Origin of the sequence: Algoriphagus sp. A40 (genome assembly GCF_002002735.1) — a bacterium.
GTDB lineage: Bacteria > Bacteroidota > Bacteroidia > Cytophagales > Cyclobacteriaceae > Algoriphagus.
Genome location: NZ_MUNY01000035.1, coordinates 13,950 through 40,459, shown reverse-complemented (window position 1 = coordinate 40,459; position 26,510 = coordinate 13,950). Strand labels below are relative to the sequence as shown.

Below are 26,510 nucleotides of genomic sequence, written 5' to 3'. Positions count from 1 at the left end.
TGGGTTAGGGTTTAGGAGCAGAGGCTAGGTTTTCCATGTGTTTTTTCAATTCTACAGCTGACCAGGGATAAACTCTTCCCTGATTGAGATGACGTGTCGAGCTGACAGTTCTGCCGGTTACAGGTGGAGCTTGATTTCCCCATTCATTTCGGATGTAAGTAAGAATCGCCGCAATGTCACCATCATCCATCGTGGAGTGAGAGGGCATCACCGGAAGGATTTCCGGAGCATCATACTTTTTCCCTGAAACCTCGATCGGGCCTTCTATGCCATGTAAAAGAATCAAAGCAAGCCGTATTTCATTTCCCAGAACCCATTCTGACCCTACCAAAGGTGGGCCCATTCTGGCTATTCCTTTACCATTGCTGCCATGACAACCAGCACAGGAAACCATATATTTCTGCCGACCGTTGGCGAATTGCTTCATGGCTTTTTCATCGAGATTTCCCGCCAATGCAATCGTGCTCGATGGCTGATGTCCGGGCCAAGAAAAAAGTCTTTTCAGCATTTCTACCCTGTTTTGTTCTAATGGAAGATCGGATCTGCTGAAAATCTTTGGACTACTTTTCAAGCTTACCAGCCCAGGCGTCTCGGCATCTGCGGCTTTGATTGCCATACCAGTCAAGATCACAGTTTCTTTCCAGCCCATTTCCGGCTCATCAGCCAATGTCAAAAGCCCGCTGATTTCTTCGGAATTCCCGTTGTTGACTACAGCAGTGGTGAGCATTTCTAAAAAAATCTCTTTGTCAGAACTTGCTTCCTTCCAAGATTTTTCTGCTGCCAATTTTTGCAAAAAGTCATATTCCTGTCCTTCCAGACTGCTCAAAACTGCATCCCGGATCAGTGCTAAGTTCCCGTATTTTTCGATGATTTGAGAAAGCAAATCCACTTTGGTTTCTTTCCCCAAGACTTCGGCACTCAAGGCCAGCTGAAGTGCTAAATGCTCAGAAAAGTTTTCTGACAGCTCCGAAATGACTTTTTCCAATCGAAAAAGAAGAACTGAATCAGAAAGCGCTGGTTTTTCTAGCTGTCTCAAGGCCGTGGTCTGGAGCAAGTTTGAACCGCTTTTCAAAACTTCTAGCAAAAGGTCCGGATTGACTTTACCCATCCCCTCGAGCGACCACATTGCGTGAAATTTGCCTAATTCGGATTCTCCATTTTTGATCAATTCAATCAATTGAGCTACGGAAGCAGGATCTTTTCTTTCCACTAAAATCTGCTGTGCCATATCCCGAAACCAACCGTCTTGATGTGAAAGGTACTTCACCAATTCCAAATAACTGGCATGAGAAAGTTTAGGGAAAGGTTTTGGATCGAACCCTTTTGGTACCACTCTCCAGATTCGGCCCATATGGCCGGGGGAATCCAAACCTCTCTTTTTGGTTTGCTCCTTCAAGTAAGGCGTCATGTACGAACCGTGCTGGACGATTCCCTGGTACATATCCACCAGATACAATCCCCCATCCGGGCCGACTGTGGCATGGACAGGCCTAAACCGCTCGTCTGTGGAGGCCAAAAATTCCCTTCCCGGATTGGGATCCTGGGCTTCCAGCAAGATCCCCTTTTCAGTCACCACGTTGCGCTTGACCAGATTACCGGCATTTTCCATCACAAATACATTTCCCAGATATTCCTTCGGAAAAAGATGACTCCGATAGACTGTCGGGGCCGATGCTGAGGTAAACTCCAGCAAACGTCCGGCAGAATCCAGCGTCCCCGGAATGTACCCACGGTTGACGGCCGGATTAGTACGGATCGGGAAAACTTTCCGGTCAATGGTAAATCCATGATCTATACCGGTAGAAGGTTTGTGGTTCTTATTTCGGGATAAATAATTGGCGGGGACTAGGTCTCCATGTAGTTGTGACCAATTGTAATTGTAAATCAAGCGACCCTGATCGTCCTGGGAAATTCCCCATTGCCCGCGGAATTCGGTGGAGTCTCTGATCCAAGTCCCCTCTTGAAACCGGTACCGTAGGCTTGACTTGGCACTGTAATACCAGTTGTCCACGTTTCTGACAAAACCGTTGTCAGAATGCTCAGGGATTCCATTGGCCGCATAAGTAGAGTCGAGTAGAATTTTAGAATCAGCCTTCCAGTCTCCATCCAAATCCTGAGTGATCCAAAGCGCATTGTTCTCGGCAATCAAGGCACCAGTTTTGAAAAGTCCCAAAGCCCTCGGCATGATCAATGAATCCAGGTAAACCGTGCGCTTGTCCATTTCCCCATCTCCATCCGTGTCTTCCAAAATCGCCACAGAACCAACAGGCTGTTTTTCCTCAGATCCTTCCATGTCATTCATGTAACCGCGCATCTCCACGACCCAAAGCCGTCCGTCTTCGTCAAATTGAATGATCACAGGAGACTCCACTAGAGGTTCAGAAGCCACAAGTTGAATTTCAAATCCAGGTTCAATCTGGAAAGTCCCGGCCTCTTCTTCAGCGGTTCGGGTGGGGCTATCGGGAGTTTCGGGAAGTGGCCCCGGCTCCTTGCAGGCAAAAAAGAACATAAGCACGACCGCACAACAAAAGAAGCTACTTCGAAGCATGGTTACTCAGGCATTTTGGGTTTGGTCCGGCGACAAAGCAAAAGCCTTGTCACTCAGCAGGGTTTTTCTAATTTGGTTTTAATTCGGCTGATTTACAAGGTCAATCTTTCGGAAGGATCATTTGGGGACTTATATGGTAAAGCAAGCCAACTCTACCCAAAAAAAGGCAGCCTTTCGCCTACTTCTCCTAACTTTGTCAAAAATCACCCAATATGAATTTTTCCGATTTAGGACTGACCAAAGAATTGCTCCAGGCGATCGAAAGAGCCAAGTACGAAAGCCCCTACCCGATCCAGAATGAGGCAATTCCTGCTATCCTTCAGCAAAGAGATCTGCTTGGTTTGGCTCCTACAGGTTCCGGAAAAACAGCCGCCTATATCCTGCCGATACTTCAGCGCCTGCTTCAGAAAGAGGCCCCAAAAGAGCGCTTTGTGCCTGTTTTGGTTCTTGTCCCTACCCGGGAACTGGCGGTGCAGGTGGCGGAAGTTGCGGAAAATTTCAGCCGCTTTTTACCCCGAAAAATCAAATCAATGGCCGTGTTTGGGGGAGTTTCCATTAATCCACAAATGATGAAACTTCATGGAGTTGAGATCTTGATTGCGACTCCCGGACGCCTGATCGACCTGATCGGAAGAAACTCAATCGGTATTTCCCGGATTCACACACTGGTCTTGGATGAAGCCGATAAAGTCCTGAACATGGGCTTCCGGGAAGAAGTGGAGCATATTCTGGAACTTTTGCCTGGCAAAAGACAGAACATCCTCTTTTCGGCAACCATGGATTCTGAGGTGGAATTATTGATCCAAAAACTATTGAAGGAACCGGTGAGAGTCCAGGTGGAAGCCGACAACTTCACGCCAGAACTAATTGACCAAAAAGCCTACCGGGTCAGTCCCGAAAACAAAGGACCTTTCTTACGGATCTTAATCAATTCAGGTGATTGGAAGCAGATTTTGGTCTTTGCTTCCTCGATCAGAACTGCGGATAATGTGGCTGCCAAGCTTAGCAAAAACGGAATTGATGCCGTAGCTTTTCACGGAGATAAAAGTCAGGGAGCTAGAACTGAGGCTTTGGCCAAGTTTAAGTCCGGAAAAACCCGGGTCTTGGTAGCTACCGATCTTGCTGCCAGAGGGATTGACATCCAGTTTTTGCCATTGGTGATCAATTATGAACTACCCCGGTCTCCAAAAGACTACGTCCACCGAATCGGAAGAACAGGGCGTGCCGGAGCCGAAGGAGAAGCCATTTCCTTAATCACTCCGGAGGAACTGCACCATTTCAAAGTGATTCAGAAGAAAATGGGAAAACGGGTAGAATTACTGGATTCGGAGGATTTTGAAAAGACGACCACCTGATTTGAGATTTTTGATTTACGATTTACGGATACTTGGCTGAATTGAGCCCCAAAACTCTAGAAATATCGAACACCGAATATCCAACGCCGAATACCGAAGTGGTACAGCCCACATCCTACCTCCAAACTTCCAAACCTCCCTGCTCTACAAAAACTCATACACACTTCGGTAGGCTCCTTTCGCTTCGAAATACCTTAAAAGCGAATCGAAAAACGGGTTTTGGGCCAAAGTACCACTATCGCCGATCAGGATAAGTTTGCGCTTGGCTCGGGTCAGAGCCACGTTCATCCTGCGGGTATCTGAAAGGAATCCAATCTCTCCCTTGTCGTTGGATCGGGTCAGAGAAATCAGCATCAGATCCCGCTCCTGTCCCTGAAATCCATCCACCGTATCGATGGTTATCAAGTCTGCAAAGGCCTTTAGATTTGGAAATTCATAGGTATCAAAAATCAGGTTTCGCAGCATTCTGACCTGAGCAGAATAGGGGGCGATCAATCCGATTGTCAAGTTTTCCTGCTTGAATCGAGCAAAGCCGATTCGCTTGATCGTGTCATTTAAATACGTGCAAGCAAAACGGGCCTCATCGGGATTGAAGGTACTCAAACTCTCAGCTTCAACTTGATCTGTAAATCCAGAACCCGCCGTATCAATCCACTCAAGAACTGGCTCATCAGGAGAAAAAGCATGCGTTTTGGTATTTTCCGCCGCCTGCAATTTTCCTTCATAAAACCATCCATTGGAAAAGCCCATGATATCCTCAGGCATCCGGTATTGAACCTGAAGCATTTGGGCAGTCTGTGGTTGACGCTGGATGATTTTCTCAAAAAGCGTGACCGAAAGTCCAGCCTTGGAAGCCTCAAAAGACTTGATCGTCGGTGGCAACTGGCAATGGTCACCGGCAAACACCACTTTTTTTGCTTTCAAAATCGGGATCCAGGTTGCTGCTTCCAGACCTTGTGCAGCCTCATCTATAAACACCACATCGAATAGCATTCCCTTCAGGTGAAAAGAAGATGCCCCCACGAGCGTACAGGCAAAAACTTGAGTTTTCTGAAAAATATCCGAACGGATGTAATCTTCCAGATGTCCGGCAGCCTCACGGCTTCGGGAAACTTCCTGATACATCAATTTGCGTTGCGCACGCTCTTCAGGACCAAAGTGCCGCTTGTATTGTTGGGCGATTTTGAGGTAAGCTTCAGTTTCCTTTCGGAGTTTTTTCAGATCCCGATAGCTGTCATGGAAAGCGATTTTTGCGTCCAAGGTCTGGTTGAGAATCTTTTCCTCAACCCTTGCAGGATGACCGAGACGAAGGGTGGAAATGCCAGCGTCCACCAACTTTTCCACCATCAAATCCACAGCTGCATTGCTGGGCGCAGTGACCAAAATACTCAACCCTCTTTCTACTGCCTGAGAAATGGCTGCAATTAGCGTAGTCGTTTTTCCAGTCCCCGGAGGACCGTGAACAATGGCAAAATCTTGTGCCTCGGCAATTTTCTGACAAGCCAGATTTTGAGAAAAGTTTAAGCCAGTAAGTTCAAGTTGAGGTAATTCCCTGAATTTTGGACTTTTTTCCCCTAAGGCAATATCCCGAAGTTCTGCAAGCCTCGGATTTTCACCTGCAATAACCTTCTTCAAAGCCGACTCCATCTCCCGATAACTTGCCTCGTCAAACAACAGGTCCACTCCCAATCGGGTGTCCTGCATCCATTCAGGAAGCTCATCCGCCTGTAGAGTCACGACCATAGAATCTTTCTTTGCCTGATTCACCACGCCGTTCACTCGGTTTTCGGCCCCTTGATATCCCTCGTGTGTGGAAAAAAAAGTCACCGATTTACCCGAGGAAAAGGCCGAAGGATAGTTGGAATCCAAGCGCTCCACTTCCACTAAAAGGCGCTCACCCATTCCTATCTTGCTCTTTTTAAGCTGGATGGGATGCCAGGTGATCCCTTCTTTTTTCTTGTCGGCAAGTGAGGTGTTGAGAAACTTCTTCTTGTACTGAGCCAGATCCTCTGACCATTCGAGTTTGAGAAGTTTGAGACCTTGCTTGAGTTCTTCGATGATATTCGGCATCAATCCTTATTTTAGGGTACAAACTAAGCAAAAGTCTTAGGGTTTATCCATCTTAACACAACATGAACTTTCTCGCCCACGCCTATCTCTCTTTTGGTCAGGAAGGAATCCTGTTGGGGAATTTCGCCGCCGATTTCATCAAAGGAAAAGACCTATTGCAGTATCGGTGCGAAATAAAAAACGGAATTTTACTTCACCGGGAGATCGATATGTTTACAGACTCGCATCCATTGGTTAAAGCCAGCCAGTCCTACCTTAGACCCAAATTCAGGCATTATTCCACGGTGATTACGGATATATTTTTTGACTACTTTCTGGGGAAAAACTGGAAAAACTATTCTGACATTCCCTTGGAAAAATTTGTAAACGAGACCTATGAAACCATAGAAAAACATTTGAATGTGCTTCCTCCTTCGTTTGTGGAAATGTTTTACTGGATGAAAACCCAGAATTGGCTGTATCATTATCGGGAAATATCCGGCATCCAAAAAACCCTGAACGGTCTCACCCGCCGGACAATTTTTGATTCCAAAATGAATGAGGCCACTGAAGTGCTGCTGGAAAAAGAAGCAGAATTTGAGGTGATTTTCTTCGCTTTCTTCAGGGAATTGGAGACTTTTGCGCGAGAAAAACTCACCGAACTGCAGCGAATTCATGGTAGCCATTAAGCCAAAAATCTCCACCTACATCTCCTTAAGTTTAGTATTGCTGGTCCTGATTGTAGGATTGGTGCTTTTGATGCGGGATTTTACTTACAAAGGTTCATTTGGCCTTTGGTTTTATCTGATTTCATGCTCTCTGATCACAGTGGTCATCCTGATGCTCTTGGTGAAAATGATGGCGGGATGGAGATTTATTACAGCCGGAAAAGATCATATTATCGTCAGGCTTCCTCTGAGAAGAATGACAAAAGTTTATCCTGTAACTGAGATTTTAGCCTGGGAAGAAGAAACTGTCCTGGCCAACAAAAAGGAATTTAAACAGGTGACTATTGCTTTTTCCGATAAAAACTCGATTTCGGTTTCCAACCACGAGCACGAGGCCTATACCGAATTGATCAATTACCTCAAGAAAAAAGCTGCTAAGCAGATGCTCAAAATGAAAAAAGCCTGATTACTCAGGCTTCGGGTTATTTTCTTGTTCTGAAATTCTTGTCGTAAAGTTCTATGCTTTCGCGGATAATCCGCATGGCATCTTCTTTTCCGAGAAAGTCCTCGACTTTCACTTCCTTATTTTCCAGTTTTTTATAGTCTTCAAAAAATCTGTGAACCTCTTTCATCAAATGAGGAGGAAGTTCGTCAATGTCATTGATATAATTAACAGACTGGTCACCGGCAGCAACAGCGATGATTTTATCATCCGCTTCTCCGCCATCAATCATGCGCATGACACCTATGACTTTGGCGGGCACCAGGGTCATGGAAGGAATGTCGATCTGCGAAATAATCAAAATATCCAAAGGGTCATGGTCCTCGCAAAACGTCTGCGGGATAAAGCCATAGTTTGCAGGATAGTGAACGGCCGAAAACAAAACTCGGTCCAGCATCAGCATGCCGGTTTTTTTGTCGAGTTCATATTTTCCTTTCGAACCTTTTGGAATTTCAATAACGCCCATTACATATTCAGGAGCATTTTTCCCGATATTGACGTCATGCCAGGGATTAATCATAGTTGTTCTTTTTTGATAAAAAATGGCCTCTTGCCGGCGCAAAGATACAATCCCGCCGCAATTTTCAGCCTTTAAAGCGATCCTTTATTCAAGGTCGGGAGGGTAACCGTCATAGTTGTCCCTTCATTCAATTCAGAATCCAATTTTATCTTACCTCCCATTTGTTCCACAGCCTCTTTGACCATATAAAGGCCCAATCCAGTGCCTACATTCTTCTGGGTGGCTCTTGCAAAAAGGTTGAATACTTCCTCTCTAAAACGCTCTTCGATCCCAATTCCATTATCTTCCAGAACGATGACTGCCTGATCTTCGATCACATCAACGGTGAGGCTGATGCGTTTTTGACCAGAATTATCCTTTTGAAATTGAACAGCATTGCTAAAAAGGTTATTGAGTATCACGCGGACTTTGGCATCATCCGAATAGAACCCATTTTGTTGGTTGACTTGGACTTCAATATGGAAATGAGTCAGGTCAAACTTCTCCCTATAGGCAATCATCTGCTGATTGATAATGTCTTTAAAATCAATTTGTGTGATTTTATGGTCGATTTTAGTAGACCGGTAAAAGTCGAGCATCTTGTAAATGAAGTCGTCCAATTTTCCTGTGGCAGAATCAATCATTTCGAAATATTCCAGGACATTAGGCTCGTTAATTTCCATTTTCGCCAGTTTTGAAACCCCTGAAATACTCATCAAAGGTCCTCTGAGTTCGTGGGAAAGGCTATAGACGAACTGGTTCATTTCGGAATGCAATTTTTGAAGCTTGAGGTTTTTCTCCTTGAGCTCCCGTCTCATGAAGTAAATATCCGCGGCGTTTTTGATGGAATTTTTGATTTGCTCAATATTCCAGGGCTTGTCAATGAAGCGGTAAACTTCCCCTTTGTTGATCGCATCAATCACACTTGCTATATCAGAATAGCCTGTAAGCAGGATTCTGATCGGATCGGGGTTGATTTTGACCATCCGTTCAAAAAATTCAGTACCTGTCATTCCCGGCATCCGCTGATCGGCAATGACTACATGTACTTCCTCTTCCTGAGCTATTCTTAGCCCCTCTTCAGCGTCGATCGCAGTAAAAATTCTGAAGTCCTTTCGCAAGGTAGCCCTAAATGACTTGAGGTTATTATCCTCATCATCGATATAGAGCACGTGAATTTTATCACTCATACTTTGGGGCATTTTGGTATATCGGAAGTGAAATTATAAAAGTAGTACCCTGACCTTCCTCGGTGTTTACCTCCAGGGTTCCTTTGTGATTTTCAATAATAGAATAAACTATGGAAAGCCCCAAACCTGTACCCTTTCCAACTGGCTTTGTTGTAAAAAAAGGTTCAAAAATCCGCTGTTTGACATTCTCCGGCATACCCTGGCCATTGTCTTCAATTTCCACTACCACATGATCAGTAAAGGCCTTTGTCCGGACTGTGATTTTGGGATCAGCTATTTTATCCAGGTGGTCAGCCAATGCATGGACAGCATTGTTTAAGATATTCATAAAAACCTGGTTGATCTTACCGGCCAGACATTCCACCATTGGCAATTCACCGAAATCCCTGACAATTCTGATTTTGCCTGGAATCGTACTGTTCAACAAAATCAAGGTGCTGTTGATGCCATCGTGAAGGTCCACTTTTTTGACATCTTGTTCATCCACTCGGGAGAAAATCCGGAGACCTTTTACAATTTCAACTGTCCGCTTAGCTCCATCATCCATGCCTTTGAGCAATTGCTCCACTTCTTCAAGCACATAGTCAAGTTCAAGATCCTCTTCGAGCTTTTTTGCTTCCTTTTTGGTAGATGCCGTAAACTCTCTTTCACCTGAATTCCTGTAAAACTCGATGACCTCCATGATGTCTTTTATGTCCCTCTTAAGCGGAGTGATATTTGAACTCACAAAATTGATCGGGTTGTTTATTTCGTGTGCTATTCCAGCTGTCAACTGACCCAAGGAAGCCATTTTTTCTTGATTCACGAGTTGGCTTTGGGTATTTTGAAGTGTCCTCAGCGCCAATTCCAGTTCATCTGTCCTGATTCTGACCTTTTCCTCCAGCATGTTGTTTTGCTCACGGATCAAGTTCTCATTTTCTTTGAGTACCTGCAGTTTTTCGGCTTGCTCTTCTTCTTTTTCCTTTTTAAGAATATTGATTTTATCTGCCAGGGCAAAAGAAAGCAACACAACTTCCAAAGCAGAACCTAATGGCATAATATAAGCCGTCAGGTTATTGGTAGGGATGATTCCCATCTCACTCAATACGAAAAGGAAAATACCGATCATGAAAATTGACCAGGCCAAAAGATAATACCGGGCGGGACGATAGCCCATTTTGAGTGTGGCCCAAGCCACAAACAAAACATATAGCACAACCACAGACTGCGTCACAAGGATCACCTGGTAACTCAGTGTGGTAGAAAAAATTATTGCATTGCTCAGAATAAACAAGTAGACGACATAAATGAAATTGAAGCCCAAATCAAGTTTCGGAACAAAATGCTTGGTCTGCAGGAAAATCCTCAAAAACCAAATCCCTACAATGCTTACGAGTGAGGAAAAAATAACAATGGATCGGGAATTCATCCAATCCCATTCCGGCCAAAACAAAACTTGTGTGAAACCCAGGATCGAAGCCTGCGCCATCCATACCAGCAACGTATGTAGCACATAAACCAAATAAATCTTATCCCTGACTGAAAAGTACAAGAAGAGATTATAGAAAAACAAACCAACAAACACACCGGTCAACAACCCAAACAGGATGTTTTCAAAATCTATGATGGATTTAAAATGGGAGTCCTCAGTCAGGTATCCGGTAAATATTTTTTTATCTGTATTTTCAATTTTAAGGAGTAAATAATCTGCTTCCTTTTCTGTTTCAGAGAGCTGAAAAACAATCTTATGTGAATTGAAATATCTTTTTTCAATGCCTGTCAGTCTACCACTCACCAATTCTCTTTCAGCTTCTCCAGATTTTACCGGATATAAATAGACATAATCAAGTGAGGAGGAATTCAACACTAGGAGCGGATTTGAAAATCCGGATATGTCCTCGGTTTCAATTTTTATCCAAACTGCCTGTTTGTTGATTCCAAAATTATATTCCGAACAATTATTATATAAAAACAAGTCAGTTTCCTTCAGAACCTCTGTGACACTGATGTCCTGTTCTTTTAGCAAATAGGAAAAGCATTCAATTTTACTTGTCGTTTCTTCAAGAAAAAATTTATTGGGAACAAAAAGTAAGAGACTAAATAATATCGCAAATGTTTTATACATCTTTTCTCCATTCAGGATTTGAAAGTACTAAGTCGTATTCAACCAAAAATTCTCCTTTTGGTCCTGTTTCAATTTTAGAGCATTGCAAATTATTCCTTAAATCTTGAATAACATCCCTCTCAATTGGATCTGCATTCGGCAGATTATAGGGATCTTTCATTACTATAGAAGTGGCTACCAAATCTAATTTGGGATAAAAAAAAGTCCCGGAATTTCCAATTCCCTCCTCGATTTCAAACCCCTTTTGAAGGGAAGGTTTCAGGGTATATTCGGCCACCAAAGCCAGGAGTGATCCCAATTTTAACTGAGTGACGATTGCAATTCCCGCACGGATCAACAACACTGCACCTACTCCATATCCTGATATAGATTTGGAATTCCAAAGTCCCGAAACCTCCCCGGTACCTTCCAAAGAATAATCTTTAACAAGTCCAAAAATCTTATGATCCACCTGTGAAACTGCCATCTCCATTGGCAGAGGGTAATCGGGATGGGCTATGTGTATTCTTAGCCCGCTCACTACTTCTTCTGTATCTTTCAACTCCACCGTCACCACATATACAAATGGATTGGTGGTCCAATCGTTGTTCGAGGAGGTTACTTTGGTTACGCCGTATTGTTTCAATACATCTGCATGGCCTTTTACAAATTTTTCACACCTGTCCGGTTCCTCAATTGCCCTAAATGCTTTGAACTTAAACATTGTCAAACCAGAATTAAGGTTTCTTCCACATCGCGGCGATAGGCCCGAACACTTGGTTCTCCAGCCTTGTTTAGCCTAAACATAAACAAATCCTGCATCCCCAATTCTCTTTTGAAGAGGCTGTCAAACTTAATTTTCAATTTTTTGATTTCCTCCGCTTCATTCTTAGTAAATCCGTGGTCCGTCTCTTTGAATACTTTTTGGAAAATGAATAGCATTGCCGCAACGGGTTGTACGCTAATCCCCATCATATTTGCCTTTATCCAGATTCTTTGCAATGCCTTACCTCCTTCAAGATAGCTAATGGGAGAAAATTCATTCCCCTGTAGCAACATAATTGCGGATGAAGTAGTGAGGGTATCTTTAGATATTTTGGTTAGTCCATATCCCATCAAAAATTTCCTGAAAAACCGAACCGTTCTCGGATCTTTCAACAAGCCCATGGCGGCCCTTTCGGTTGCTGACATTTCTAGTGTCGCAATATCTATCCCATCCTTGGATTCAATGGCATCTTTTTCCGTCCATCTCACTTCTTTGATGAAATCCATCAGTCCCTCTTCGTGGAAAAACCTCATCCTATCCATACCGCCAACAACTTCGGCCAGGCTTTCGAGATCTTTAGCATCCTCGGTGATTTTGAGGGAAATCCCGTTAGATTGAGCCAAAGAACTCAATTCCTGCAATTGCGCAGAATCGAGCAATTGTCTGCCTGTGTTTTTTCTGTTGGTACAACGGAGGGTAATCCCCGCTGCAAGTTCTGAGAAAGGCACCTGAAGAGGGCTTTTGAATTTTGCCACAAAGCGAATTGAACAGATCAGGTCCTGTTCAAATTCACGGATATGGTTGATGATTTCGATCTCAATTCCTTCTCTTGCAGTGATTAGCCTTAAATTTTCTAGTGCAGCACCAAATGCGATCAAAGATCCAGTCCCTTTAAAATCCAGCATTGAGCGGCTCCTTTTCTGGTCGTGAAAAAGATGCAAGACACCCTTGCGGTCAAACACCCAAATCCATGGCTGAATGTTTCCCCCAGAGGGTGCCATATTGGCAAAGGAAAGGATCATTTTTAGCTCTTCAGGTGAAAGAATGTAACCAGACTGAAGAATATGACCCGGCACTTGATCCAGAATCTTCTTTGAAATCTCTGAAACAGGTTGGTAATTAGGAAGGACCGCAAATTCTTGGGGCTGGTCGATTTTGACCAGGTCGTCAAAGTCGACGTAAAACCTCCCGGATGGAACATGGTCACCCAAAAGCAATCTTCGGCCAACATGGGCCACAGATGCACCGCCTAAAAAAACGCCGGAAGCGAGCTGGGGCCATGAAGTGATCGTCGAACCAATCTCCAACAAAGATGCTTTCATCCGGAGAGAAAGGGTCTCCAAACCGGTGATTTTCAGAACAATAGCTACACGCTCTTTATTGGAAAGGCTGGCCAGCTCCGCTTTATTAATTCCTTCGACCATTCCATGGAAAAGTGGTCTATCCGGTTCGATATCAAACCGCTCCACGTCTAGCATTCCCCGATCCGAGGTATCCATCATCACCGGAATACCCACCTTTTTTGCTTCTTCCCGTAACAGCAATTTGACATCTAAGCTGTCACATTCGTCCACTAAAAGGTCAAGTTTCCCGCTCTTAAGCAAGAAATCACCTATGTTTTCTTCATTAATTCCCTCCCGGAACAGGGTGACTTTCAAGTACGGATCTATTTCAGAAATTTCACGGGCTGCAATCACCACCTTTTCAATGCCAAGACTCGTTACGCCTGCCTTTAGCCTGTTTAAATTGCTAAGTTCAAGGGTGTCAAAATCTGCAAGTCTCATTTCGCCACAGCTTCTTTCCAAGGCCATAGCGAGTGCAATACTCTGGCCGACAGAAAGACCCACTATGCCTACTATTTTAGTCCCTAAATCTTTTTGTTCGGATGGAGTAATTTTATAATTGTTTCGAAGGGTTCTTACCCGAACAAATTCCATTTCGGGCAAAATATGGACTAGTGTATTTTTCCAAGGATAAAACACCCAATTGCCAAATCGGTCCTTTTCAATTTCACTGAAAAAGTCATTGAGTTTACCTGCAATTTCACTTTTGGAAAGTTGAACTTCAGGGTTTTCAGCTTTAATCAAATCACATACTTGGCTATCGATTTCGTCGACAACAAGTACATAATCATTTGTTCGAAGTTCTTGTATTTCTTCCCAATCATATAAATTTTTTGGGTTGAAAATTAAGGGATGGGTTTGATTTTGGAGACCAATCCTGGGTTTGGTAAACATAGATTGACTTTAGGGTGATAAAGCTGGGTAAAGTTAATTTTTTCACAATGAAGTCAAATTAATTAGTACTTAAATTTGCATCAAAAAAGAACTAAAAACTGCCTACTTTAGCGAAAGTATTGACTAGATAATCTTTCAAGTTTGTTTTTTATCCGAAAAACAGATTATTTGGAGTGACAAAAACAGCCCCTTTAAGGCCCCTTTGGATGGAAAATCAGCCGGAAGAAAAAATTAAAATACTTTACGTAGACGATGAAGAAAACAATCTTCAAGCCTTTAAAGCGACTTTTAGAAGGGATTATAAAATATTTCTGGCTATTTCTGCAAAGGTTGGAGAGGAAATTCTAGAGAAAGAGGAAATCGATATCATTATAACTGACCAGAGAATGCCGGAGAAAACCGGCGTTGAATTTTTGGAAAGCATCATCCCTATTTACCCTAAACCAATCCGCCTTTTATTGACCGGATACACTGACATCCAGGCCGTTATTGACGCTATCAACAAAGGTCAAGTTTATCATTACCTCACCAAACCCTGGGAGGAGGATTACCTAAGGACAGTCATTAAAAATGCTTTTGAGGTCTACGCACTTCGGAGAGAAAATGAAAGACTAACCTCGGCATTGCTTAAAGCCAACGAACAGCTCGAATTTTTACTCCGGCAAAATCTCCTTTCCTGATCAATACCTTGCAGCCAGCAATAGCTGAAGTTCCTTGTGATTCAAGCCAAATTTTCTCGCTAAAAATGCATTGGTGAGACTTCCCCTGTAAGTATAAACACCCCGGAGAAACCATTTGTAATTGAATATCATTTCCTCCGCACCTCCCAAATCCGACATTTGCAGAATTATCGGCGTGAAGATATTGCTTAAAGAATAAGAAGCCGTACGGGCCACCCTTGAGGCAATATTGGGTACACAATAATGGATGATATCATGGATCAGGTAAACCGGCTCATCATGGGAGGTCATCCTGGCCGTTTCGATGCATCCGCCCTGATCAATCCCCACGTCAATGATGATGCTGCCATGTATCATATTGGCAACCATTTCCTCGGTCACCACGATTTTGTTTCTACCCTTTTCTGCCCGCAATGCCCCAATGACCACATCCGCTTCTGCAAGGGCTTGGCCCAAACTGTAATTATCAATCGTGGAGGTATAAATCTGCTGGCCAAGCAACTGCTTGATCCTCCTTAGTTTGTAAATATGATTGTCAAAAACCTTGATATTTGCTCCCAAACCCAACGCAGTTCTGGCGGCATACTCTGCCACTGTACCAGCACCAATGATAACCACTTGGGTTGGAGGCACTCCCGTCACCCCGCCCAAAATCAAGCCTTTCCCTTCGTTGACACTTGAGAGGTATTCTGATGCGATGAGCATTACGGTACTTCCTGCGATTTCAGACATGGCCCTGACAACAGGCATCCCACCGACTTTGTCCTCCAGGTATTCAAATGCTACAGCAGTTATTTTTTTCTCATTCAGGGCTTTGATAAATTCTGCATCCTGTTTTTCAAGCTGCAATGCTGAGATTAAGCAGCTTCCAGGTGACATTTCTGCAATTTCCTCAATGGTAAGTGGATCGACTTTTAGGACGACATCAGTTGAGAGCACTTCCTTTCGGGAGTAGGCAATTTTGGCACCTGCATCCGAATAATCCTGATCTGAAAACTTTGCATCCAGCCCGGCTCCAGTCTCCACTACCACCTGAATGTCATTGTTGCTCAGTAATCCTACCGCTTCGGGAGTTAAAACAACACGTTTTTCCTGGGTAGAAACCTCCTTTGGAAGTCCAACATGAAGTGGTTTTGGCCCCTTTTTCACCTGCATAGGAGATTCTTTTGGTACCAGCCCTACAGAAGTGAGTTCTGTTAATTCAGTCGGCATTTCGGGAATGTTGAAGTGTGATTGTTCTGTTGATTTCTGATTCAGGCTTGATCCTGATCAGGAGAAATGAATCTGGGAGAAACTGGGCTATTTTTTCAGCCCATTCAATCCAGCAATAATCCCCACCATAAAAATACTCTTCTATTCCGATATCCAATGCCTCGGTAGGATCATCCAATCTATAAAAATCGAAATGGTAAATTTTTGCTCCGACGGACGACTCGTACTCATTGACAATGCCAAATGTGGGACTGCTCACCTGATCTTTCACTCCCATTTCCTTGGCGAGGGCTTTGATCATTGTCGTTTTTCCGGCACCCATTTGGCCCTGAAAAACCCAAATTCTATCCTCCCCCGCTTCTGCAATAATCTGGCGGGCAGCCTCTTGAATTTGATCTAATCGGTATTGAATGGTAAGCAAGGGCAATTTAGCGTTTGGAGGAAAGGTGAACCAATGGCACAATCATTTCCTCCAAAGATATACCACCGTGCTGAAAAGTGTCTTTATAATAGTTGACATAATAATTGTAGTTGTTGGGGTAAGCGAAAAAATAGTCTTCCACTGCAAAAACATAAGAAGTTGACACGTTCAGTCTGGGCAGTTTGGCATCCTCAGGTTTTTTGATTTCAAACACTTTGCCGTGCTCGAAATTCAGGTTTTTCCCCTGCTTATATCTGAGGTTTGTTGTCACATTTTTGTCTCCGATAATTCGGTAGGGTTTGTTCACTTTTTTGGTGCCATGATCCGTGGTGATGATCACATCCGCACCGGCATGTTGGATTTTTTTGCATAAATCAAACAAAGAAGAATGCTCAAACCAACTCCTGGTCAAAGACCGATAGGCGGATTCGTCCGGTGCCAATTCGCGGATCATTTTCATATCGGTGCGGGCATGAGACACCATATCCACAAAGTTGTAAACCAATACATTCAGATCGTTTTGAAGGAAAGTATGAAACTGATCCAAGACTGCCTTGCCTTGGTTTGTCTGAAGGATCTTATTGTAGGTGAATTTGGCGGAAAGTCGGTTTTTGACCAAATTGATCCGGATCCATTCCTCTTCAAAATTATTTTTCCCTTCATCCGTGTCTTCATCTTCCCAAAGATTGGGGTATAGCCTTGCCATATCCATCGGCATCATCCCGCTAAAAAGAGCATTTCTGGCAAAAGCAGTAGTGGTCGGCAGAATGCTGAAATAGGTATCCTTTTCTTCCACATTAAAGTAGGGATTCAACAAACTCTCCAAAATTTCCCATTGATCCAGCCGGAGATTGTCTATGACAATCAAAAACACCGGTTTCTTATTTTTCAATAGCGGAAAGACTTTTTCTTTCAAAACCTGGTGTGACAACAGAGGCTTATCAGCATTGGCTTGATCCATCCAGTCCAAGTAATTTTCTTTGATAAACCGGGCAAATGAGGAATTTGCTTCCGCTTTTTGGTTTTCGAGTACCTCCAGCATGTTTTTGTTTTCCGTAGAATCAATCTGTAATTCCCAAAAAGTCAGCTTTCGGTATAACTCCGCCCAATCCCGATGATCACGGGCATCTCCCAATGCCAGGCTGATTTGCATAAATTCCTGCTGATAACTCTGAGTCGTCTTGGTGTCTATCAGTTGCTTATTTTGAAGGATTTTCTTTACAGAAAGCCAAATCTGATTCGGATTGAGTGGCTTGATCAGGTAGTCGGCGATTTTTCCTCCGATCGCGTCATCCATGATGTGCTCCTCCTCACTTTTGGTTATCATCACCACTGGAATCTGAGGTTTGATCTGCTTGATTTGCTGAAGCGTTTCCAAGCCTGTCATTCCCGGCATCATTTCATCCAAAAAAATCACATCAAAATTCCGTCCCTCGACTTCCTCGATAGCATCTATTCCGGAATTGACCGTAGTGATCTCATAGCCTTTTTGTTCCAAAAAAAGAATGTGCGGCTTGAGCAGGTCGATTTCATCGTCGGCCCAGAGGATTGTTGATTTTTGAGACATTTGGGTTTCCCTTTCTTTTAAAATTATAATTACTTTTGAGTCAATCAAATGAGCGCTGATTGAAAAGCCAGAAAATACTCAATGATCCGGTTTACGGATTCATTACCATTCCCAGTGAGTTGATTTTCACGATCATTGACCATCCTTATTTCCAGAGATTACGCCGGATCAAGCAGTTGGGTTTGACCGATTTTGTTTATCCCGGAGCACTTCATACCCGATTCCACCATGCCATCGGAGCCATGCATCTGATGAGCATAACATTGGACAATCTACGAATTAAAGGCACCGAAATATCCGAGGAAGAATATGAAGCGGCCCTGATTGCAATTTTGCTTCATGACATCGGTCATGGCCCTTTTTCACATGCTTTAGAATACAGTCTCCTCAAAGGCGTCCCCCATGAGGAACTCTCGCTCCTGACTATTGAACTCCTTAATGAAGAATTAGGTGGCAAATTGGACCTCGCTTTACGAATTTTTAAGAATCAATATGACAGGAAATTTCTAAATCAACTGGTTTCCAGTCAATTGGACATAGACCGTCTGGACTATCTTCAGCGGGATTGTTTCTTTACGGGAGTTTCGGAAGGTACCATTGGAGCTGATCGCATCATAAAAATGATGGATGTCAAAGACGGTCAACTGGTCATCGAGGAAAAAGGGATTTATTCCATCGAAAATTTCCTGAGTGCGCGCCGGTTGATGTATTGGCAGGTTTACCTTCATAAAACGACCGTAAGCGCTGAAAAAATGCTCATAAATCTCATCCAACGCGCAAAATATTTGGCACAGTCTGGGATGAGTTTCACCGTCAGTGAGGAATTTGAGTTTTTTATGAAAAATGATTTCAGGCTGGAGGATTTCAAAAAAGACAGGAGAATACTTGAAAACTTTTTGAGCCTGGATGACTTTGATATCTGGGGGGCGATCAAACTTTGGAAAAGACACGAGGATTATGTCCTCAGAAATATTTCCCAAATGTTTTTGACCCGTAACCTTTTCAAAATCAACCTAGTAAATGAGCCTTTTTCTCTTTCAGAAATTGAAGACATGAAGGCGAAAACCCGAAAAAAACTCCAGATTCCGGAAAACGACATCGACTACTTTTTTTGCTCTGGGACTGTAAGCAATTATGGATATTTGGCTAAAGACCGCATCAATATCCTCACCAAAAAAGGAAAAGTAATGGATGTGGCCACTGCAGCGGACCTACCGAATATCAAAGTAATGAGCAAGATCGTGGAGAAACACTACGTTTGTAAAGCCAAAAACCTAATTTTAACCCAATAAATCCATTAGCCGACTATGGAATTCACTTTAGGCCAACTTGCTGCACTTTTAGAGGGAAAAGCAGAAGGAGATCAAAACCAAAAGGTAAACCGTCTGGACAAAATCCAGGAGGGAAAACCAGGCGGGATCAGTTTTTTGGCCAATGAAAAATACGAATCCTTCCTATACGAAACGGAGTCAACTGCGGTGATCGTTTCCGAGGATTTCATTCCATCCAAACCTTTCAAAACCACCCTGATCCGAGTAAAAGACGCTTATTTGGGTTTTACTAAACTTTTGGAAGCCTATTCCCAATTTACCAAAGCCATGCTGGTTGGCGTGGAGGAGCCAAGTTACATTCACTCCAGCAGTACTATCGGAGATAACTGCTACCGGGGAGCCTTTTCATACATTGGTAAAAAATGCCATATCGGAAATAATGTAAAAATCCATCCTCAGGCTTTCATTGGTGATAATGTAAGGATAGGTGACAACTGCATTATTCATTCCGGAGCCAAAATCTGCTCAGACACCCAAATCGGTAACAATTGCGAAATATTCCCAGGAGCTGTAATCGGTGCAGATGGATTTGGCTTTGCACCACAATCAGATGGGACATATAAGGCTATTCCTCAAATCGGGAATGTGATATTGGAAGACAATGTGAGCATCGGGTCCAACACCACAGTGGACTGTGCCACCATGGGTTCGACCATCATCCGAAAAGGTGCCAAAATCGACAACCAAGTTCAGATCGCCCACAATGTGATCATCGGGGAAAATACCGTAATCGCTGCACAAACTGGCATTTCAGGTTCGACCGAAATCGGGAAAAATTGCGTAATAGCAGGTAAAGCCGGAATTGTCGGACACATAAAAATCGCTGATAACACCACGATCGGAGCTAATACAGGGATCAGCAAATCCATCAAAAAACCCGGTGAAACACTGTTTGGTTACATGGCCATGGAAGGGAAGGATTTTTTGAGATCATATACCTTGTTCAAAAATCTGGATGCACTGGAAAAGCGAGTCAAAGAACTGGAAAAAAAGGGCTAATTTTGCTGCCCTGAAATTCCGCAAGGAAAACCAAACATGAAATCGAGCGTCGCTAACAGTCACACACTAGAATGATTGTCAACCATGCGAGATTCCATATGGCCTCTAAAGGGCAAATTATAATCATATGAAAGTAAAACAGCATACCATCAAGAAACAGGTGGAACTATCCGGTGTAGGATTGCACACCGGAGTAGTTTCTAATATGACTTTTGTTCCTGCCCCTCCTAACCACGGCATTAAGTTCCAGCGTGTTGACCTCGAAGGAAGACCGACTGTTGATGCAGATTGCGATTTGGTAGTGGACGTATCCCGCGGGACGACCCTGGAGCAAAATGGAGCACGAGTTTATACTGTTGAGCACGTATTGGCGGCCTTGGTGGGACTGGAGATTGACAATGTATTGATTCAATTGGATGGTCCTGAACCTCCAATTATGGATGGCTCTTCTATTCAGTTTATTGAAGTTTTGGAAGAGGCAGGTTTTGAGGAACAAAATGCCCTTCGCAGATTTTTTGAAGTTCAGGAAAGCATCCAGTACAAAGACTCCGCCCGTGAAGTGGAAATGGTGGCTTTGCCTACGGATAATTACCGTGTGACCGTAATGGTAGATTACAATTCCCCTGTCCTAGGAAGTCAACATGCTTCAATCACAGATATCAGTCAGTTCAGGACAGAAATTGCTTCTTGCAGGACCTTTTGTTTCCTCCATGAGTTGGAGATGCTATACAACTCCAACCTGATCAAGGGCGGGGATTTGAACAATGCCATTGTCGTAGTGGATCGGATAGTGGAGAAAGAAGAATTGGCCAACCTGGCCAAAATGTTCAATAAGCAGACTGTCGAGGTCAAAAAAGAAGGAATATTGAATAATGTCGATCTCCGGTACAGAAATGAACCTGCACGTCACAAGTTGTTGGATGTGGTCGGAGATTTGGCTTTGGTGGGAAGGCCTTTAAAAGCTCAGATTTTGGCAGCCCGTCCTGGGCACGCAGCCAATGTGGCTTTTGCGAAAAAGCTTAAAAGGGCCATGGAAAAAGCTGGTGCATCGCATATTCCTCACTACGATCCAAAGCTCCCTCCTGTGATGGACATCAACCAGATCAGCAATATTTTACCTCACAGATATCCTTTCCAATTGATTGACAAAATCATTTATCTGGATGAAACAGTAGTTGCTGGAGTGAAGAATGTCACCATGAACGAACCATTTTTTATGGGTCACTTCCCTGGAAATCCGGTGATGCCTGGGGTCCTTCAGGTAGAAGCAATGGCCCAAACCGGAGGTATTTTGGTATTGAGCACAGTGGAGGATCCTGAAAATTACTGGACTTATTTTCTCGGAATCGAAAATTGCAAATTCAGAAAAATGGTATTGCCAGGCGATACCCTAGTTTTTAAATGTGAACTTTTAGCTCCAATCCGCAGAGGCATTGCAAAAATGAGAGGCGAGGCCTATGTTGGAAATACACTTGTTTGTGAAGCCGTAATGACCGCCAGCATAACCCGAAAAGAATCATGATCAGCCCCATGTCTCAAATCGATCCCAAAGCGCAGCTGGGGAGCAACGTTCATGTGGACCCATTTACCATGATTCATGGTGATGTGACCATTGGAGAAAATACCTGGATTGGCTCCAATGTCACCATATACCCTGGCGCAAGAATCGGCAAAAACTGTAGGATTTTCCCTGGAGCTGTCATTGCAGGTGTCCCTCAGGATCTTAAATTTCAGGGCGAAGACTCCACTGTAGTCATCGGAGATAATACCACGATAAGGGAATGTGTGACCATCAGTCGTGGAACTGTTGATAAGCAAACCACTGTGATCGGAAGTAATTGCCTTTTGATGGCCTACGTACACGTAGCGCATGATTGCGTGATAGGAAGCAATGTGATCATTGCAAATTCTGTTCAGATCGCCGGCCATGTTTCCATTGACGATTGGGCAATCATCGGTGGATCAAGTGCTGTCCATCAGTTTGTTAAAGTAGGAATGCATGCCATGATTTCTGGCGGATCTTTGGTCCGAAAAGATGTCCCCCCTTTTACCAAAGCAGCCCGAGAGCCGCTTTCTTATGCGGGGGTTAATTCTTTGGGATTAAGAAGAAGAGGTTTTTCCAGCGAATCAATTTCGCATATCCAGGAAGTGTATCGATACCTTTTTCTTAACAGCATGAATAATAGCCGGGCTTTGGAAGAAATTGAAATCAACTTGCCTGCCACCAAAGAACGGGACGAAATATTGAACTTCATTCGTTCCTCTGAACGTGGAGTGATGAAAGGATACATCAACTGATATGCTAAAAATCCAGTTGCATGAAGCTTCCAAGCGGTTTCAATACGAGTGGATTTTTAAAAATCTAAGCCTTCAACTTGCCCAGGGAGATTCATTGGCGATCACAGGAGGAAATGGCTCCGGGAAGTCCACTTTGTTGAAGTGTATTTCCGGAGCCATTCCCATTACATCCGGCGACATCAACTTTGAACATGAAGGTTCGCCTGTCCCGGAGTCGGATTGGTATAGATTCTTGGCAATATCAGCCCCTTACTTGGAGCTTCCGGAGGAATTCAATCTTTTGGAACTGATTAATTTTCACTTCAATTTTAAAAATCCACTAAATCAAATTCAGCCAAAGGAACTGGTTGAATTTCTCTATCTGGATCAACATTTGACCAAACCCGTTTCCCATTTTTCCTCGGGAATGAAACAAAGGCTAAAACTGGGATTGGCGCTTTTTTCAGAAGTTCCACTCATTTTGCTGGATGAACCCACATCAAATCTGGACAAAAAAGGAATTGCTTGGTACCTCGATTTGATAGACAAATACCAGAATAACCGGATCCTGGTCGTCTGCTCCAATGAGCCCCGGGAATATGAGTTTTGTTTACAAAAACTCTCACTGGAAGATTTCAAGTAGAAATTACACTTTGATCATTCAGCGATATCCCTAATTTTACACTATTCTAATTAAGTTTTTATGAAATGCCCATGAGAAGTCTTCTCACATAGAGGAATGATTATCAAGGACATTCCATATGGCCTTTGAAATGCAAATTATAATCATATGAAATTGAACTTGTGGAAATTCGCCTTAGTGGCCTTGGCAATAGTGGGAATGCAAGCTTGTGGTGATGACCCAACACCCACACCTCCCAAAACCCCAGAGCAGATCGCCACAGAAGCCTTGACAGGTACCGGTACACAGGCTTGGGGAACAGCAGGAGGCGGAAAGGTAACACGAGGAGGTACTGACGTCACGAACCTTTACGCCACCTTTGAATTGATCCTCAATTCCGGAACTTCAAAAACTTATACTTCCAAAAACAGCAATGACCTCTTTGATGCCAATGGGAATTGGGCTTTTGCAGGAACTAACTTTGATAAATTTACCCTGGCTGGCACTAAGCCTGCAGCGACGAGAGAAATCTCTTTCACCCAATCAGGCAGCAACCTTAAATTAATGTTTTCAATTCCTGCTCCGGGTGCCAGGATCAATGGACAACTCGCTGTAGCTGGAGATTATGTCTTTGACCTGATCAAAAAATAATTAGAAATCAACGAATCAAAAAGGGAGCTTTGAAGCTCCCTTTTTTATTTCATGGTTACCAATGTGACTCCAGGGCCTCCACGATCTGCATGCTCGTCTTCCATCTTGCCTACCTGGGGCATATTCCGGAGCAGGTTTCGGGTAATTTCTCTGAGTATTCCATCCCCTTTTCCGTGGACGATTCTAAGATCCTTCACACCTAGCATATATCCTTCGTCGATGAAAGTCTGGATCAAAGGCAGGATCTCCTCTCCCCTTTTACCTCTTAGGTCAAGATTTGGGGAAAAGTCCATCATCTTTTCGTTGGTATTGTAATTCCCTCTTCTCTCTACAGCTTTGAGCTCCTTTTTGACCTCAGTTTTTGAAATCTTTTCGAGACGGGAAAGCTTCACGTTGGATTTTAGATCCCCGATCGTCACATCCACATCCTTGTTTTTAATTGCGACGACTTCAGCTACGGCTCCGTTATCTTTTAACCTCACCCAATCTCCCGGTTCGATTTTTCCACCGATCACCAGAATCTCGGGATCTTTGATTGCTGTTTTCTCCGGCTTCACTTCTTCTTTGAACTCAGCCAATTGCTGCCTGACCTGCTTGGTCACTTCCTTTTCAGCCTTTCCTTCACGGATTTCCCGGATAGTAGCCTCGATTTTTTTATTGGTCTGATCCAACAAGGCCTTCGCTTCCTGTTTGGCTTCCTGGATATAGCGTTTCTTGGTCAATTCCAAGGTTTCCTTGAGTTGGTTGTATTCTTTCAATCGGGATTGAAGAAGCTTGTCTTTCTCCTTAACCTCTCTTAGCAAACCTGAATATTGGTTTTTTTCATTTTCCAACTGGGTCAGAAGTCGGTCATACCTCACTCGTTCTTCTCCAATATGGTCTTTAGCATAAGCCAAAATTTCCTTGGATAGGCCAATTTTTGAAGCGATTTCCAAGGCAAAAGAGGACCCAGGTTTGCCGATTTCCAATTGATATAGGGGCTCAAGCTGATCAACATCGTACCGCATTGCCCCATTGACAAGTCCCTGATTTTTGTTTGCGACTTGCTTCAGATTGCCATAGTGCGTGGTGATTACACCAAAAGCTCCTAGCTTATTCAGAGAAAGCAAAATGGATTCTGCAATTGCTCCACCAAATTGAGGTTCAGTCCCAGTTCCAAATTCATCTATAAAAAGTATTGTCTTTTTGTTTGCAAACTGGGTAAAGTGTTTCATGCTCATCAAATGGGAGCTGTAGGTACTCAGGTCATTTTCCAGATTTTGCTCATCACCAATATCGATGAAAAAATTATCAAAAAGTGAACTTTTGGAATCCGGATGCACCGGAATCAACAACCCACATTGAAGCATGTATTGCAGCAGAGCCACTGTTTTCAAAGTCACGGATTTACCTCCCGCATTGGGTCCGGAAATCACCAAAAGCCGTTCGTGGCCGCCAAGTCTGATGTCAAGCGGAATAATCTTTTTCCCCTGAGCCTTCAGCGCCATTTCCAATATCGGGTGTCTGGCTCTATTCCAGTTAAGTGTTCTTTCTTTAACCAGTTCTGGTTTACAGCTATCCGTTTTCTGGGCAAATCTGGCTTTGGCACGGATAAAATCCATCAAACCGAGGAAATTGGTAGCTTTTCTCAAAGCGGGAATCGCAGGTCTAAGCTGGTCTGATAATTTGGTCAGAATTCGGATAATCTCCCGACGCTCCATGTATTCCAGGTCCCGGATTTCATTGTTGATATCCAGGGCTTCTTCGGGCTCCATAAACACGGTTTGGCCCGTGGCTGATTCATCATGGATAAATCCACGGAGTTTCCGTTTGTTTTCGGCAGCTACCGGTATAACCATTCGACCGCCTCGGATCGTCATGGAAGCATCTTCAGGAGTCAGGCCTTTAGCCCTGGCATCCTTAAAAATCCGCTCCATTACTTTTCTCAGCCTGCCTTCCTCATACAAAAGCTGAGTTCTGATCAATTGGAGTTCTTTGCTGGCATTGCTGCGGATTTTGCCTTTCTCATCAATGATCAGGTCGATCGCTTTGAGCAAATTCATATCCAAGTCAAGAAGCAAGCCCAAAAGCGCACTTAGTGTTGGGTAATTTTCTCCGTACTTCTGAAAAAAGGTAACACAGCTGCGAAGCGTTTGGAGGGCAAGTTTTACCTCGTAAAATTCCTCCTGATCCAAAAATGCGCCTTCAAGTTTGGCTTTTTCCAGGTAAGGATTCAGGTTGGTAAAGTTGGAATTGGGGAAAATCTCTCCTGAAATGAGAATTTGTCTGAATTCCTCTGTCTGATCTAGCAGCCTCTGGACCAGATTGAAGTCCGAGGAAAAAGAAACTTTGTCCACATAGTCCTGCCCCAAGGTAGAAGTACATTCTGCTTTCAGAAGGTCTTTGATTTTGACAAAATTGATCTTTTGATCAAGGTTGTATGGGTACAGCATCAGAATAAGTCCATTTCATTTCCCGGAATGGATTCATGGACCGTCAGGGAATCAATTACCCTGGAATAGATTAGGTTCATTTTCCCGGCATCTTGGAGGTAGAACAACATACTTTTGGTGAAAACCGAATCTTCCACAGCGTGTTTAATAAAAACATCTTTCTCCATCAAGGCATAAAGAGCCTGGGAAGAGTCATAGGGAATGGGAAGCGAACTTGCGATTCCCTCAGTCAATTGGATATCTATCAGGACTTTGACCATTTCGTCCTCAGACAAAATCCCCGGTGGTGGGGAATTCCGGTCGCAGGATCCAAGGAAAATCAGGAAAAGTAATAGGGTAAGAATTCGTTTCACGCTTCAAAATTAGGTTTTTTTAACTGATAATGTCCGGACCGATTACTGAACTCAAATTTTATAATTCA

22 protein-coding genes are annotated in these 26,510 nt (G+C 43.5%); 10 read left to right on the top strand and 12 right to left on the bottom strand.

Going from position 1 to position 26,510, the window contains the following annotated elements; genetic code table 11:
• Positions 1–4: 4 nt before the first annotated feature.
• Positions 5–2,548 carry a c-type cytochrome gene (locus B0E43_RS02780; RefSeq protein WP_077346594.1) on the bottom strand — a complete coding sequence of 848 codons (2,544 nt, stop codon included), beginning with the start codon at positions 2,546–2,548 and terminating at the stop codon, positions 5–7.
• Positions 2,549–2,760: 212 nt separating this feature from the next.
• On the opposite strand from B0E43_RS02780, the gene B0E43_RS02770 reads away from it, so the two are divergent.
• Positions 2,761–3,903 (top strand): DEAD/DEAH box helicase, encoded by a 1,143-nt coding sequence (locus B0E43_RS02770; RefSeq protein WP_077346592.1) that lies wholly within the window; start codon positions 2,761–2,763, stop codon positions 3,901–3,903.
• Positions 3,904–4,047: 144 nt separating this feature from the next.
• Here the strand turns inward: B0E43_RS02770 and B0E43_RS02765 are convergent, their stop codons facing one another.
• A complete protein-coding gene (locus B0E43_RS02765; RefSeq protein WP_077346591.1) occupies positions 4,048–5,973 on the bottom strand; it encodes an AAA domain-containing protein in 1,926 nt (641 codons plus the stop codon).
• 62 nt (positions 5,974–6,035) lie between these two features.
• Between B0E43_RS02765 and B0E43_RS02760 the strand changes: the two genes are divergently transcribed.
• Positions 6,036–6,641 (top strand): ACP phosphodiesterase, encoded by a 606-nt coding sequence (locus B0E43_RS02760; protein WP_077346590.1) that lies wholly within the window; start codon positions 6,036–6,038, stop codon positions 6,639–6,641.
• Positions 6,628–7,086 (top strand): hypothetical protein, encoded by a 459-nt coding sequence (locus tag B0E43_RS02755; protein ID WP_077346589.1) that lies wholly within the window; start codon positions 6,628–6,630, stop codon positions 7,084–7,086. The genes B0E43_RS02760 and B0E43_RS02755 overlap by 14 nt, the downstream gene beginning before the upstream one ends.
• Before the next feature lie 16 nt (positions 7,087–7,102).
• Here the strand turns inward: B0E43_RS02755 and B0E43_RS02750 are convergent, their stop codons facing one another.
• From B0E43_RS02750 to B0E43_RS02730, 5 genes are all read right to left on the bottom strand, one after another.
• Positions 7,103–7,642 (bottom strand): inorganic diphosphatase, encoded by a 540-nt coding sequence (locus B0E43_RS02750; RefSeq protein WP_077346588.1) that lies wholly within the window; start codon positions 7,640–7,642, stop codon positions 7,103–7,105.
• Positions 7,643–7,713: 71 nt separating this feature from the next.
• A complete protein-coding gene (locus B0E43_RS02745) occupies positions 7,714–8,811 on the bottom strand; it encodes a hybrid sensor histidine kinase/response regulator (protein ID WP_077346587.1) in 1,098 nt (365 codons plus the stop codon).
• Positions 8,804–10,915: a 7TM diverse intracellular signaling domain-containing protein gene (locus tag B0E43_RS02740; protein WP_077346586.1), complete on the bottom strand. Its 2,112-nt coding sequence runs from the start codon at positions 10,913–10,915 to the stop codon at positions 8,804–8,806. Before B0E43_RS02740 ends, B0E43_RS02745 begins: the two co-directional genes overlap by 8 nt.
• Positions 10,908–11,618: a hypothetical protein gene (locus tag B0E43_RS02735; protein ID WP_077346585.1), complete on the bottom strand. Its 711-nt coding sequence runs from the start codon at positions 11,616–11,618 to the stop codon at positions 10,908–10,910. Before B0E43_RS02735 ends, B0E43_RS02740 begins: the two co-directional genes overlap by 8 nt.
• 2 nt (positions 11,619–11,620) lie before the next feature.
• Positions 11,621–13,897 (bottom strand): Rv1355c family protein, encoded by a 2,277-nt coding sequence (locus B0E43_RS02730; RefSeq protein ID WP_077346584.1) that lies wholly within the window; start codon positions 13,895–13,897, stop codon positions 11,621–11,623.
• A gap of 206 nt (positions 13,898–14,103) precedes the next feature.
• Here B0E43_RS02730 and B0E43_RS02725 point away from each other — a divergent pair, with 206 nt between their 5' ends.
• On the top strand, positions 14,104–14,577 hold the full coding sequence (locus B0E43_RS02725) for a response regulator (protein ID WP_077346583.1): 474 nt from the start codon (positions 14,104–14,106) through the stop codon (positions 14,575–14,577).
• On the opposite strand, the gene B0E43_RS02720 is transcribed toward B0E43_RS02725, so the two are convergent.
• Genes B0E43_RS02720 through B0E43_RS02710 form a run of 3 tightly spaced genes read right to left on the bottom strand, consistent with a single transcriptional unit; the run spans position 14,578 to position 17,777 of the window.
• Positions 14,578–15,789: an alanine dehydrogenase gene (locus B0E43_RS02720; RefSeq protein ID WP_077346582.1), complete on the bottom strand. Its 1,212-nt coding sequence runs from the start codon at positions 15,787–15,789 to the stop codon at positions 14,578–14,580.
• Entirely contained in the window at positions 15,779–16,210 is a 432-nt protein-coding gene (tsaE, locus tag B0E43_RS02715; protein ID WP_077346673.1) for a tRNA (adenosine(37)-N6)-threonylcarbamoyltransferase complex ATPase subunit type 1 TsaE, read from the bottom strand. The genes B0E43_RS02720 and tsaE overlap by 11 nt, the downstream gene beginning before the upstream one ends.
• Positions 16,211–16,217: 7 nt before the next feature.
• Positions 16,218–17,777: a bifunctional response regulator/alkaline phosphatase family protein gene (locus B0E43_RS02710; protein ID WP_077346581.1), complete on the bottom strand. Its 1,560-nt coding sequence runs from the start codon at positions 17,775–17,777 to the stop codon at positions 16,218–16,220.
• Between the two features lie 59 nt (positions 17,778–17,836).
• Between B0E43_RS02710 and B0E43_RS02705 the strand changes: the two genes are divergently transcribed.
• The 6 genes from B0E43_RS02705 to B0E43_RS02680 all read left to right on the top strand — a co-directional run bounded on the left by B0E43_RS02705 (position 17,837) and on the right by B0E43_RS02680 (position 23,657).
• Positions 17,837–19,069 carry an HD domain-containing protein gene (locus B0E43_RS02705; RefSeq protein ID WP_077346580.1) on the top strand — a complete coding sequence of 411 codons (1,233 nt, stop codon included), beginning with the start codon at positions 17,837–17,839 and terminating at the stop codon, positions 19,067–19,069.
• Positions 19,070–19,084: 15 nt separating this feature from the next.
• A complete protein-coding gene (lpxD, locus tag B0E43_RS02700; RefSeq protein WP_077346579.1) occupies positions 19,085–20,107 on the top strand; it encodes a UDP-3-O-(3-hydroxymyristoyl)glucosamine N-acyltransferase in 1,023 nt (340 codons plus the stop codon).
• A 127-nt stretch (positions 20,108–20,234) separates the two neighbouring features.
• Entirely contained in the window at positions 20,235–21,629 is a 1,395-nt protein-coding gene (locus B0E43_RS02695) for a bifunctional UDP-3-O-[3-hydroxymyristoyl] N-acetylglucosamine deacetylase/3-hydroxyacyl-ACP dehydratase (protein ID WP_077346578.1), read from the top strand.
• Complete coding sequence (gene lpxA / locus B0E43_RS02690; protein WP_077346577.1) at positions 21,626–22,405, top strand: acyl-ACP--UDP-N-acetylglucosamine O-acyltransferase; 780 nt, start codon at positions 21,626–21,628, stop codon at positions 22,403–22,405. The genes B0E43_RS02695 and lpxA overlap by 4 nt, the downstream gene beginning before the upstream one ends.
• A 1-nt stretch (position 22,406) precedes the next feature.
• Positions 22,407–23,027 carry an ATP-binding cassette domain-containing protein gene (locus B0E43_RS02685; RefSeq protein ID WP_077346576.1) on the top strand — a complete coding sequence of 207 codons (621 nt, stop codon included), beginning with the start codon at positions 22,407–22,409 and terminating at the stop codon, positions 23,025–23,027.
• A 147-nt stretch (positions 23,028–23,174) separates the two neighbouring features.
• The gene (locus tag B0E43_RS02680) at positions 23,175–23,657 is read left to right on the top strand and encodes a hypothetical protein (RefSeq protein WP_254423346.1); all 483 of its coding nucleotides are present in this window, start codon (positions 23,175–23,177) and stop codon (positions 23,655–23,657) included.
• Between the two features lie 44 nt (positions 23,658–23,701).
• Here the strand turns inward: B0E43_RS02680 and B0E43_RS02675 are convergent, their stop codons facing one another.
• Entirely contained in the window at positions 23,702–26,089 is a 2,388-nt protein-coding gene (locus B0E43_RS02675; protein WP_077346575.1) for an endonuclease MutS2, read from the bottom strand.
• On the bottom strand, positions 26,089–26,442 hold the full coding sequence (locus B0E43_RS02670; RefSeq protein ID WP_077346574.1) for a DUF4296 domain-containing protein: 354 nt from the start codon (positions 26,440–26,442) through the stop codon (positions 26,089–26,091). The genes B0E43_RS02675 and B0E43_RS02670 overlap by 1 nt, the downstream gene beginning before the upstream one ends.
• Positions 26,443–26,510: the final 68 nt, after the last annotated feature.